The organism is Acinetobacter lwoffii, from assembly GCF_019048525.1.
GTDB lineage: Bacteria > Pseudomonadota > Gammaproteobacteria > Pseudomonadales > Moraxellaceae > Acinetobacter > Acinetobacter lwoffii_K.
This window is the reverse complement of sequence record NZ_CP077369.1, coordinates 2,450,203-2,463,052: the sequence shown is the minus strand read 5'-3', so window position 1 is coordinate 2,463,052 and position 12,850 is coordinate 2,450,203. Positions and strand designations below refer to the sequence as shown.

8 protein-coding genes are annotated in these 12,850 nt (G+C 44.6%); 5 read left to right on the top strand and 3 right to left on the bottom strand.

The genetic code is table 11. The features are described from left to right. Window positions 1–11: 11 nt before the first annotated feature. Window positions 12–2,048 carry a choline transporter gene (locus I6L24_RS11540; protein WP_216986036.1) on the bottom strand — a complete coding sequence of 679 codons (2,037 nt, stop codon included), beginning with the start codon at window positions 2,046–2,048 and terminating at the stop codon, window positions 12–14. A gap of 268 nt (window positions 2,049–2,316) precedes the next feature. Between I6L24_RS11540 and betI the strand changes: the two genes are divergently transcribed. The 5 genes from betI to I6L24_RS11515 all read left to right on the top strand — a co-directional run bounded on the left by betI (window position 2,317) and on the right by I6L24_RS11515 (window position 9,495). After that, entirely contained in the window at window positions 2,317–2,895 is a 579-nt protein-coding gene (gene betI / locus I6L24_RS11535) for a transcriptional regulator BetI (protein ID WP_005266375.1), read from the top strand. Window positions 2,896–2,916: 21 nt separating this feature from the next. Further along, complete coding sequence (gene betB / locus I6L24_RS11530) at window positions 2,917–4,392, top strand: betaine-aldehyde dehydrogenase (RefSeq protein ID WP_216986035.1); 1,476 nt, start codon at window positions 2,917–2,919, stop codon at window positions 4,390–4,392. Between the two features lie 11 nt (window positions 4,393–4,403). Continuing rightward, on the top strand, window positions 4,404–6,059 hold the full coding sequence (gene betA / locus I6L24_RS11525; RefSeq protein WP_216986034.1) for a choline dehydrogenase: 1,656 nt from the start codon (window positions 4,404–4,406) through the stop codon (window positions 6,057–6,059). A 129-nt stretch (window positions 6,060–6,188) separates the two neighbouring features. After that, on the top strand, window positions 6,189–6,959 hold the full coding sequence (locus tag I6L24_RS11520) for a TorF family putative porin (RefSeq protein WP_004646976.1): 771 nt from the start codon (window positions 6,189–6,191) through the stop codon (window positions 6,957–6,959). A gap of 334 nt (window positions 6,960–7,293) precedes the next feature. Beyond that, complete coding sequence (locus tag I6L24_RS11515; protein WP_216986033.1) at window positions 7,294–9,495, top strand: OsmC domain/YcaO domain-containing protein; 2,202 nt, start codon at window positions 7,294–7,296, stop codon at window positions 9,493–9,495. 259 nt (window positions 9,496–9,754) lie between these two features. Here the strand turns inward: I6L24_RS11515 and I6L24_RS11510 are convergent, their stop codons facing one another. Together I6L24_RS11510 and I6L24_RS11505 are read right to left on the bottom strand one after the other, a co-directional pair. Continuing rightward, window positions 9,755–11,467 (bottom strand): electron transfer flavoprotein-ubiquinone oxidoreductase, encoded by a 1,713-nt coding sequence (locus I6L24_RS11510; protein ID WP_216986032.1) that lies wholly within the window; start codon window positions 11,465–11,467, stop codon window positions 9,755–9,757. Window positions 11,468–11,694: 227 nt separating this feature from the next. After that, window positions 11,695–12,531, bottom strand: coding sequence for an IclR family transcriptional regulator (locus I6L24_RS11505; protein WP_004280319.1), 837 nt, complete (start codon window positions 12,529–12,531; stop codon window positions 11,695–11,697). Window positions 12,532–12,850: the final 319 nt, after the last annotated feature.

Below are 12,850 nucleotides of genomic sequence, written 5' to 3'. Positions count from 1 at the left end.
ATTGAGATATCCTAGATTTCACGGTCCGGGAACAGCGGACGTTTACCTGGGCTGATCCGGTTAATATGCAGATACATCATATGGCGTTCATATTTATCCAGGATGTCATTGATCACCTGTTCCTTACTATAACCGACCAGATCGTTGCCCTGAGAGCCTTCAAACAGATAACTTTCCAGACGATAGTAATAACGTTTGGTTCGTTTACCACGTGAACTGAAATTTGGCGTGTCATAGCGTACCGGCCATATTTCATAGACAAAGTTTTCTTCTTCATCGAGCTGAATGGTCAGATCCAGGTGATACAGTTCAGGTTCTTCCTCAAGCGATTTTTCCTGAATATTTACTTGAATGCCTTTGTCAATTAACTCGGTTGCAACGGCCTCAATGGCTGGTTTGCAAACATTATCCAGCATGGTCAGGGTCTGGGACAGGCTTGGATGCAGCATGACCCGGCTCAGACGCTTCTTCCAGTTCAGGATATCCACATTACCGACCACAGGCGCAGCATTCAGACTGGTACTGGCCTGCCGAAAATCCTCCAGACGCAAGGACTTATACAGTCCGGCCATCACAAAGAAAATCACGAAACTAAAAGGCAGGCCCATAATAATCGTGGTGTTCTGTAATGCTGTTACGCCATTCGCCATGAGCATTGCCAAAGTCAGCAAACCGATGGCAATGGCCCAGAACACACTCAGCCAGCGCGGTGAATCATGTTCAATATTAGTGAATTTGGTCGTGAAATTTCCCAATACCAATGCCCCCGAGTCCGCTGAGGTCACATAGAACAGTAAGCCGGTAATGGTGGCGACACCTGCAGTAAACATAAAGCCTGGATACTGCGCCAGCAGATCATAAAAACCATGTGCCGGATTTTCTAAAACTGTCGTAGCAAGTTGAGTATTACCATCAAAAATCACGCTGTATAAAGCACTGTTACCGAAAATAGACAACCAGGTCAGGGTAAATAACAGAGGAATAACCAAAGTCCCGGTGACAAATTCGCGAATGGTACGACCACGGGAAATACGGGCCAGGAACAGACCAACAAAAGGTGACCAGGCGATCCACCATGCCCAGAAGAACAGGGTCCAGCTATTCATCCACTCTTTCGGTTGTTCAAAAGGAAAACTGGTTAAAGAAAGTTTCGGGAACTGGCTGATATAGTCACCAAAATTTTGAATCAAGGCGGCTAATAAAAACTCGGTATTGCCTACAAACAGAATGAATAGCAGCAGCCCAATTGACACATAGATATTAATTTCAGACAGGATCCGGATGCCTTTATTGACACCGGCAGTGACTGAAATAATAGTAATAATCACAGCAACAGCGATGAGTGCAGTTTGAATCCAGATATTTTCCGGTAAATCAAACAGCACATGCAGGCCATAATTTAATTGCACAACGCCAATTCCGCATGTCGTGGCAATACCGAAAATTGTGCCGAGTACTGCAGCCGTATCCACAGTATGGCCAATTGGACCATTAATTTTTTTACCAAAGATCGGATAAAGTGCCGATCGTATGGTGAGCGGTAAATTGTAGCGATAGCTGAAATAACCTAGCGCGACCCCAATCAGCGCATACATACTCCAGCCGGTTAAACCGTAGTGAAATAGGGTCCACACCATGGACTGGCGCGCAGCTTCGAAGGTTTCGCCTTCACCTACAGGCGGATTCATATAGTGGGAAAGTGGTTCCGCTACCGAGAAAAACATCAGGTCAATCCCGATTCCGGCAGAAAATAGCATCGCCGACCAACTCAGCAGGCTAAATTCTGGCTTGGAATGTTTGGGGCCTAATTTAATCTCGCCATAACGTGAGCAGGCGATAAAGACGATAAAAACCAGATACAGCGTGGCCGCCAGCAGGTAATACCAGCTAAAGGTACGACTAACCCAGTTTAAAATATTAATAATGACTTGATTGGCTTGTTCATTAAATAAAATGGTAATGATAGAAAACAGCAGAATAAGTGTCGCCGAAAAATAAAAAACTACTTTATTCAGACCATCTTGCATCTGTTCATTTTTCTTTTGCATAAATCCATGACCATCGTTTTGTTGCCGGATGATCTACAGTGCAGTGTGATTTAAAAGCAAAAGCCTGCGGTAAAACTTCCTTGTTTTCGTGAATTACAAACTTTTGCAAATCCAAAACAAACTGCGCTGTACATCAAGGGTGAGCTGGCACTATAATTTTTATTAATTGAACGTTCAATTAAAAAAGCGTTTATGAATTGTTACCTCATTCCGCTATTTTTTAGCAGAGTGACTTTCTGTTGTTATATCCGTTATTCAGGTTAGTCCTATGCCCAAAGTTGGTATGCAACCGATCCGTCGTCAGCAACTGATCGATGCCACCTTAGCTGCAGTGAATGAGCTAGGTTTTGCAGAAGCTTCAATTAGTCAAATTGCTCAGAGGGCAGGTGTCTCAACCGGCATCATAAGTCATTATTTTCGAGGTAAAAATGGCTTGATTGAAGCCACAATGCGTTACTTATTACAGCAATTGGGTAAATCTGTTGCACAGATAAAGATACAGGTTGATGACTTACCGGAGCAGCGCTTGTTAGCGATCGTACGTGGTAATTTTGCTGCTCCACAAACGGACAAGGCAGCCATGAAAGTCTGGTTGGCATTCTGGGCTAGCAGTTTGCACCAACCTGAATTACACCGTTTACAGCAGATCAATCATTACCGCTTACATTCCAACCTTAAATATGAATTCATGAAAAAGTTGAATAAAGACCAGGCAGAGAAAGCCGCTCAAGGTCTGGCAGCATTGATTGACGGATTCTGGTTAAGAGGTGCTTTGGTAAATGGCGAAATTGACCCAGAACTGCCGATTGAACTGTGTAGTGAATATATCCGGCAACAACTCAAATAACCCACCTGCGAGGAAATTCCATTGACAACATTCAAACTGCAACGTCCTTATATTCATGGACAATATGTCGATGCAACGTCCAATAGCACGTTTCAAACGATTAATCCTGCAACAGGCGAAATTCTGGCAGACGTGCAGGTATGTACGCGAAAAGATATCGATCGCGCTGTTGAATCGGCACAACAAGGACAAAAAGTCTGGGCAGAAATGACGGCGATTCAACGTTCCCGTATTTTGAACAAGGCTGTTGCCATCCTCCGTGAACGTAATGACGAGCTGGCGCGTTTAGAAAGTCTCGACAGTGGTAAAGCTTTCAGTGAAACATCCACCGTCGATATTGCGACAGGTGCAGATGTACTTGAATACTATGCAGGTATTTTGCCAGCATTAGAAGGTCAGCAAATCCCACTCAGAAGCAGTTCATTTGTCTATACCCGACGTGAACCTTTGGGTGTGGTCGCCGGGATTGGTGCATGGAATTACCCGATTCAGATCGCATTATGGAAATCTGCACCTGCACTGGCAGCAGGCAATGCCATGATCTTTAAAGCCAGTGAAATCACGCCATTAACTGCATTAAAACTGGCAGAAATTTATACAGAAGCCGGTGTGCCACATGGTGTATTTAATGTGGTGACCGGTAGTGGTGACATTGGTGGCTATCTGACTTCACATCCGGACATAGCCAAAGTTTCATTTACCGGTGGTGTCGCAACCGGCAAAAAAGTCATGGCCCAAGCTGCAAATTCCAGCCTGAAAGAAGTCACCATGGAGCTGGGCGGAAAATCCCCGCTGATTATCTGTGAAGATGCCGATCTGGATCTGGCGGCAGATATAGCCATGATGGCTAACTTCTACAGTTCTGGTCAGGTCTGTACCAATGGAACCCGGGTATTTATCCCTTTGGCCTTGAAAGCAAAATTTGAAGACAAGATTTTGCAGCGTATTCCTTATATCCGTATGGGGGATCCACTTGATCCTGAGACCAATTTTGGTCCAGTGTCCAGCTTCTCTCATATGGAAAAAGTGCTGGGCTATATTGAACAGGGCAAGATCGAAGGTGCACGCTTATTGTGTGGTGGCGGCCGTGCTGAAGATGAGCAGTTTGCCCAAGGCGCTTATGTGCTACCAACGGTATTTACCGATTGCCGTGACGACATGACGATTGTCCGTGAAGAAATTTTTGGTCCAGTCATGAGTATTCTGAGTTATGACTCAGAAGAAGAGGCGATTCGTCGTGCCAATGATACCGAATATGGTTTGGCAGCTGGTGTCGTGACACCGAATCTGGCACGTGCGCATCGTATTATTCATCAAATCGAAGCCGGCATTTGCTGGATCAATACCTGGGGCGAATCACCGGCAGAAATGCCTGTCGGTGGCTATAAACATTCAGGTGTCGGTCGCGAAAACGGTATTGTCACGCTACAGCAATATACCCAGACCAAGTCGGTGCAAGTTGAACTTAGTCCTTTCCAGTCTGTATTTAGCGCATAAGGGAGGATTGGATGAATTACGACTATATTATTATCGGTGCAGGTTCGGCAGGGAATGTACTCGCAGCGCGTTTAACTGAAGATCCGGATGTGAAAGTCCTATTGCTGGAAGCAGGTGGGCCGGATTACCGTCTAGACTTCAGAACACAAATGCCTGCTGCATTGGCTTATCCATTACAGGGACGACGCTATAACTGGGCCTATCTGACCGATCCCGAACCTCATATGAATAATCGTCGTATGGAGTGCGGGCGCGGAAAAGGTCTGGGCGGTTCTTCATTAATTAACGGCATGTGTTACATTCGCGGTAATGCTATGGATCTTGAACAGTGGGCCAGCCTGAAGGGGCTAGAACACTGGAGCTATGCTGAATGTCTGCCGTATTATAAAAAAGCTGAAACGCGCGATATTGGCGGCAATGATTATCATGGTGATTCTGGACCGGTTTCGGTGGCAACACCTAAAAATGGCAATAATGAACTGTTCCATGCCATGGTCGAGGCAGGTGTACAGGCCGGTTATCCACGTACTGATGACCTGAATGGCTATCAGCAGGAAGGTTTTGGGCCGATGGACCGTACTGTAACGCCGCAAGGCCGTCGTTCCAGTACAGCACGTGGTTATCTCGATATAGCCAAAGGCCGGGATAATCTCACGATTATTACCCACGCCATGACCAACCGTATTCTGTTTAATCGTAATCAGGCGATTGGTGTGGAATATTTTGAAGGACAAAATACCTTACAGCCGATTCAGGTCTTTGCAGACCGTGAAGTATTGCTATGTGCAGGTGCAATTGCCTCGCCGCAAATCCTGCAACGCTCCGGTGTAGGTCCGGCCGAACTGTTAAAAAGTCTGGATATTCCGGTGGTTCAGGACCTGCCGGGTGTGGGTGAAAACCTGCAAGACCATCTGGAAATGTACTTACAATATAAGTGCAAAAAACCGGTCAGCTTATACCCAGCATTAAAATGGTATAACCAGCCCATGATTGGCGCAGAATGGTTATTCCTGGGTAAAGGCATTGGTGCCAGCAACCAGTTTGAAGCGGGTGGCTTTATCCGTTCTTCGGATGAGTTTGAATGGCCAAACATCCAGTATCACTTCCTGCCAGTGGCGATTAACTATAATGGGACCAATGCTATTCATGAACACGGCTTCCAGGCTCATGTCGGTTCCATGCGTTCACCATCTCGTGGTCGGGTTCGCCTGAAATCCAAAGATCCGTTTGAACATCCAAGTATTCTGTTCAACTATATGAGTACTGAACAGGACTGGCGCGAATTCCGTGATGCCATCCGTATTACCCGTGAAATTATGAATCAGCCCGCCCTGGATCCCTATCGTGGTGAAGAAATCAGTCCGGGCAAAAATCTGCAAACTGATGCAGAAATTGATGAATTTGTTCGTAATCATGCAGAAACAGCGTATCATCCGTCCTGTAGCTGTAAAATGGGTGAGGATGACATGGCGGTTGTCGATGGTTATGGACACGTACATGGAATGCAGGGGTTGCGTGTGATTGACGCCTCGATTATGCCTTTGATCATTACCGGTAACCTCAATGCAACTACGATTATGATCGCTGAAAAACTGGCAGACCATATTCGTGGCAAACCTGCTCTTGCGCCTTCATCGGCACCTTTTTACAAGGCGCCTCGCGCTTAAATCATGGTTTTATTCCTGTCATCTGGCAAAGCAGGAGTAAAACGAATTTCAATTTTTTCCCCAAAACGGAGATAAAACCTCGACTGCTGTCGTTTTATCTCCGGCTTTGCTTAATACAATTTATATTTTATGAAAATATTCAATCAAACAGTGCTGTTTGGCTGTGCTGCTGTTTCAAGTTTTTACTGTTATGCCGATGATGCGGAAGTAAAACAAATAGAAGCAAGCGGAAACTTGAGTGTGGTCTCCAAATACGTCTCCCGCGGTTTGACCAATGCACCTGAAAATGATGACGTTGCTGTACAGGCTGCATTGAATCTGGCTTATGGCAATTTTTATGTCGGATATTGGGGATCTACGCTTGGATACTCTTATGCAGAAGTGCAGGGGCGTCAGGGACATCGTTCAGATAAATTCGAGCATGATTTTCTGGTGGGTTATACCTATAGCAGCGAAAATTATGATTGGGATTTATGGAATGCGACCTATTATTATCCGGGCGGTGAGAACACCACTGGAAATGAGCTAGGTTTAAATGTAAGCCGTGCATTGAATGATCAGACCAGTATCGGCGCCAGCGTATCGACTTATCTGTATGATGTGGCTTATGCCAATCAGGGCGATACTTTTTACACGCTTAACCTGAGCCACCAGTTAAATGATCGCCTCAATGCCAGCGTTACGGCAGCGGGGAGCTATTTTAACGATGAAGGCAAATACGAAGGCGGTGAACTGGGCGATACTGAAAAGCAGTTTGCCTTTCGTTATGCTTCTGCCGGACTCAGTTATGCGCTTTTACCGCAGTTGAGTGTGTCAGGTGAATATATCTTTGGCGGTTATGACCGCTATGATGACAAGCAGCGTAATCTTGCAGTATTTGCACTGAGTTATGATTTCTAAAGTTATCTCAGACTAGGCAGGTGAAAATCTGCCTTATCTGCAACTTTGATTAATAGTATAAGCCATGACTTGAAGTTGATTCATGCTCCGGCAGCTCAGGAAAGACTGAGGATCTGGTTTAATCTGCCAGAATTTCAGACAAATATTATCAATTTCATAAAATAATTCTATAATAGCGCCCATTCTCGGCAGCGTTATCCAGACACTTCGTCAAATGGTATAACCTGACCATTTTCTATTTTTCATTCAAGTTCTCCTCCGTGAACCGGCTTGTATATTCAGATTCAGCATCTTATCTGTCCGTGACGGCACATAAGAATATTTAGGTACCCACATGGAAATTAAGGTCAATTATCTCGATAATCTTCGCCAGGAAGCCAAGTTCGATGACTTCACGGTGATTGCCGATCAGCCGATCCGCTATAAAGGCGATGGTTCGGCACCCGGCCCATTCGATTATTTTCTGGCGTCATCAGCACTTTGTGCGGCTTATTTTGTCAAAGTCTATTGCGCAGCACGTGACATTCCGACTGATAATATCCGCCTTTCGCAAAACAATATTGTTGATCCTGAAAACCGCTATAAACAGATTTTTAAAATTCAGGTGGAACTGCCGGCTGATATTTCTGAAAAAGACCGCCAAGGGATTTTACGTTCGATTGATCGTTGTACTGTCAAGAAAGTAATTCAAACCGGTCCTGAATTTGTCATTGAAGAAGTGGAAAGCATTGATGCGGATGCTCAAGCTTTATTGATGCCAAGTCTGGCTTCTGATCATACGACTTTCATTCCAGGTAAAGACCTGCCGCTGGAAGAAACCATTGCCAATATGTCTGCCATTCTGGCAGGCCTCGGCATGAAGATTGAAATTGCGTCTTGGCGTAATATCGTGCCGAATGTCTGGTCATTGCATATTCGTGATGCGCAGTCGCCAATGTGCTTTACCAACGGTAAAGGTTCGACCAAAGAAAGTGCGCTGGCATCTGCCTTGGGCGAATTTATTGAGCGTCTGAACTGTAACTTCTTCTATAACGACCAGTTCTGGGGTGAGGATATTGCCAATGCCGAATTTGTGCATTATCCAGATGAAAAATGGTTCCAGCCAGGTCCAAATGGCGAACTACCTGCAGAAGTTTTAGATGAACATACCCGTGAAATTTATGATCCTGAAGATGAATTATTGGGTATCCATCTTTACGACACCAACTCTGGTAATAAAGCACGTGGCATCTGTTCATTGCCATTTGTACGTCAGTCTGATGGTGAAACCGTTTATTTCCCGTCGAATCTGATCGAAAACCTTTACTTAAGTAACGGGATGAGTGCCGGCAATACCTTGGCTGAAGCGCAAGTACAATGTCTGTCTGAAATTTTCGAGCGTGCTGTTAAACGCGAAATTCTGGAAGGTGAACTGGCACTACCGGATGTGCCTGAACATGTTCTGGCAAAATATCCAAAAATTGTTGAAGGCATTAAAGGCCTAGAAGAACAGGGCTTCCCGGTTCTGGTCAAAGATGCATCTTTAGGCGGTCAGTTCCCGGTCATGTGTGTCACCCTGATGAACCCGCGTACTGGCGGTGTATTTGCCTCATTCGGTGCCCATCCTAACTTTGAAGTGGCATTAGAACGCAGTCTGACTGAGTTATTGCAAGGCCGTAGTTTTGAAGGTCTGAATGATCTGCCAAAACCAACCTTTAGCAGTAATGCCGTGACTGAACCAAATAACTTCGTCGAGCATTTCATCGACTCGAGCGGTGTAGTGTCTTGGCGTTTCTTCAGCGCGAAATCAGATTATGATTTTGTCGAGTGGGATTTCACTAATAACGGTCAAAATTCGAATGCGGACGAAGCTCAGGAATTATTCACGATTCTGGAAGACATGGGCCATGAAGTTTATATGGCGGTGTATCAGCATCTAGGTGCAACAGCTTGCCGTATTCTGGTACCGGGCTATTCGGAAATTTATCTGGTAGAAGATCTGGTTTGGGACAATACCAACAAGGCTTTGTTATATCGTGAAGATATCCTGAATCTGCACCGTCTGGATGATGAACAATTGGAAGCATTGGTTGAGCGTCTGGAAGAAGCAGATGAGGATGACTATACCGAAATCAAAACCTTGATCGGTATCGAGTTCGATGAAAATACTGAATGGGGCCAACTCACTATTCTTGAACTGAAACTACTGATTTATGTGGCTTTGCAGCAATTTGAAGAAGCCAAAGATCTGGTTGAGCAGTTCCTGCAGTTCAATACCAATACCGTTGAACGTGGCCTGTTCTACCAGTGCATGAATGTCGTTCTGGAAGTCATTCTGGATGATGAAATGGAACTGGAAGATTATGAACACAACTTCCGTCGTATGTTTGGTGATGCCCGTATGGATGCCGTTTTAGGTTCAATTGAAGGAACAGTCCGTTTCTATGGTTTGACCGAAACCAACATGCAGCTAGAAGGGCTGGATCGTCATTTGCGCCTGATTGACAGTTACAAGAAACTGCATGCGGCGCGTGCAAAGTTTGTGGCTCAGCAATAATCCATAGATGAATGACTAAAAGTTTTCGTCATTTGTTTTAAATATTAAAGATGGCTTACTCGGTTTCGAGTAGGCCATTTTTATCTCTGACCCTATATGCAATCTTTTCTATTTTTCTATTTGAAAATTTATTAATCCCAGCTCCCTCGGGAACTGGGATTACCTAAAAAATTAAAGTGAAGTGTTAATATTAACTGCTTCAAGATTGGGTATGTGAATGTGAGAAATAGATGTATTTTTCTCATTCACAGGAATTACCTTACATATTCGGGTAATTCGGACCACCACCACCTTCCGGTGTTACCCAGGTGATGTTCTGGGACGGTTCCTTGATGTCACAGGTCTTGCAGTGCACACAGTTGGCTGCATTGATCTGGAAACGTTTCGAACCGTCATTATTTTCCATGATTTCATAGACACCCGCCGGGCAGTAACGCTGCGCAGGTTCATCCCATGTCGGCAGGTTGACTTCCACCGGAATCGAAGCATCGGTCAGTTTCAAGTGCGCTGGCTGGTTCTCTTCATGGACCGTATTCGAGACAAACACTGAAGACAGACGGTCAAAGGTCAGCTTGCCATCCGGTTTTGGATAGGTCGGCTTGAAGCTTTCAGCTGCCTGGGTTTTTAGCGCAGCATGGTCCTGAACCAGATCATGTAAAGTGAATGGAACTTTAAACACGTTCTGGTCGATAAAGTTAAAGGCACCACCGATCCATTGACCGAACTTGTGCATCGCAGGACCGAAGTTACGCGAGTTATAGAGCTCTTCTTTCAGCCAGCTGTTGTTAAACTTATCGGTATACGCGGTGAGTTCTTTGACAAAGAAATCTTCACCCTCTACAACACGTGCAATCGCCAGATCACCGCCTTGTTGTACACCGGCCGCAATTGCTTCAAACACCGCTTCACCGCAGAGCATGCCGGACTTCATTGCAGTATGTGAGCCTTTGATCTTGGCAAAGTTCAGGAAGCCGGCATCATCACCAATCAATGAGCCGCCCGGGAAGGTGAATTTTGGTAGCGAGTTAAAACCACCTTTGGTCACGGCACGGGCACCATAGGAAATACGCTTGCCACCTTCGAGATATTGCTTAATTAATGGATGGGTTTTCCAGCGCTGCATTTCCATGAACGGATACATGTGGGGGTTGGTATAGGACAGATCCACGATCATGCCCAGGGTCACCTGGTTGTTTTCCGCGTGGTAGAGCCACCAGCCGCCTGAAGAACCGGTTTCAGAAAGTGGCCAACCGGCACCATGCATCACCAGACCCGGTTTGTGCTTGGCAGGATCGATTTCCCACAACTCTTTAATGCCGATACCGTAGTGTTGCGGATCAGCATCCTTGTCCAGGTTGAACTTCTGGATTAAACGCTTACCTAAGTGACCGCGGCAACCTTCAGCAAATAACGTGTATTTGGCATGCAGTTCATAACCCGGGGTAAAGTTATGCGTCGGTTCGCCATCTTTACCAATGCCCATGTCACCGGTTTGGATGCCTTTGACTGTGCCATCGGCATGATACAGAATTTCTGATGCCGCAAAGCCCGGGAAGATCGATACTTCGAGTTCTTCGGCTTTCTGGCCTAACCAGCGCACCACGTTGCCGAGCGAGATGACATAGTTGCCATCGTTATGCATGGTTTTAGGCACCATCCAGTGCGGTGCTTCCTGTGATTTTTCATCTGACAGCAGGAAGAAGGTTTTATCTTCAGTCACCGGGACATTCAGCGGGGCACTTTGTTCTTTCCAGTCCGGGAACAACTCGTTCATGGCACGCGGTTCAAGTACCGCACCAGACAGAATATGTGCACCGACTTCGGAGCCTTTTTCTACGACACAAACGGACAAATCGTTTAAGTTGTTTTCAATTGCAAGCTGACGGATTTTGATCGCAGCAGAAAGACCCGCAGGGCCTGCGCCTACGATGACGACGTCAAACTCCATCGATTCTCTTGTTATATCTTCCATAATATAAAATCCAATTTCGCTATACGATATTTATAGCATTATCTAAATCGGTTATGAAGCTTATTTTTGATCTTTTTATTTGAAATAGGACTTTATCTATTTTTTAAATCTTATCTATTTCACCGTATTAAAAAGGTTTGCTGTAAATTATAGATAAAGGAAGAAGATGTGTAGATTGGGTATTCAATAAGAAGAGCGACTGAATGTCGCTCTGATGATTAATTTTTTTATATATTATTGAGATTCATAGCAATATTGTTCACCATGTGAATCAGACGCGGCCCAATTTCATTTTCCAGTTTTTCCTGATTTAACAGATAACTTGGAGCACCACAGTTAAACGTTAATATCCCGTGTTTAGGGTGAACCAATGGAACTGCCACGGAATTCACATCCTTAGCCCAGTCACCTAGAGACAGACAATAGCCATAATCCTGATAATCACGGATTGCACGTTCCAGATTACGCTTGATGGTTGGCCACTGATCTTCGTTTCTTTTCTTGATCGCGTCAAATAAATATTCGCGTTCTTTTACATCCATTGCTGCCAGACAGGCACGTCCCATGGCACTGCTATGAATCGGTAAAGTCGAACCGACAGGGCGGCGCATGGTTAGCGTCGATTCTGTATGTACCACTTCCAGATAAATCATGCTCAAACGGTCACGGGTAGCCATTGCCACAGGGGCTTGGGAATAACGGGACATTTCTTCCATAAACGGATAAGCCTGAGTCCGCGCAGAAATATTACTCAAAGCTGCATAACCCAAAGCCAATACGCCAACATCCAACAGATATTTCGTGGTATTCGGTAGTTGTTTTAAATAACCTAAAGAAACCAGGGTGCTGGTAATACGGGCCACAGTTGGCTTGGGTAAGTTGGTTAATTGTGCAATTTCCTGATTGCCAAGCAATTGATTGGTCGCTGAAAAGCAACGTAAGATTTCCAATCCACGCGCAATAGACGCAATAAATTGAGGATTATTTTCTCTATGAATATGTGAAATCGGATCTAAACGGATTTCATCAAAGTTGGGAATTTCACCAGTTTTATTTTTTGTCATGGTCAGGGCAATTAAAGTTAAATTAATGAATATGATAGCAACATAATTTCACGATACAAAATAAAACACTTCTACAAAAGATAAAATATAGGAAAAAGTGCCGAAATTATTTGTGGTCGAAAAGAATCCTGTTACCCAACTTTGAAGACAATATAAAATCATCTAGTTTTTTAGGTTTAACACGTAGCCAATACATTTAAAAAGTTTCGATTTCTCCGAAAGAGTCAGTGATCGATAAATATTACAGCAAGAAAAAAGGTTTAATTATCTATTCAAAAAAACTGATAAATAGAATAATCACTCATCAAAATATTTCGTA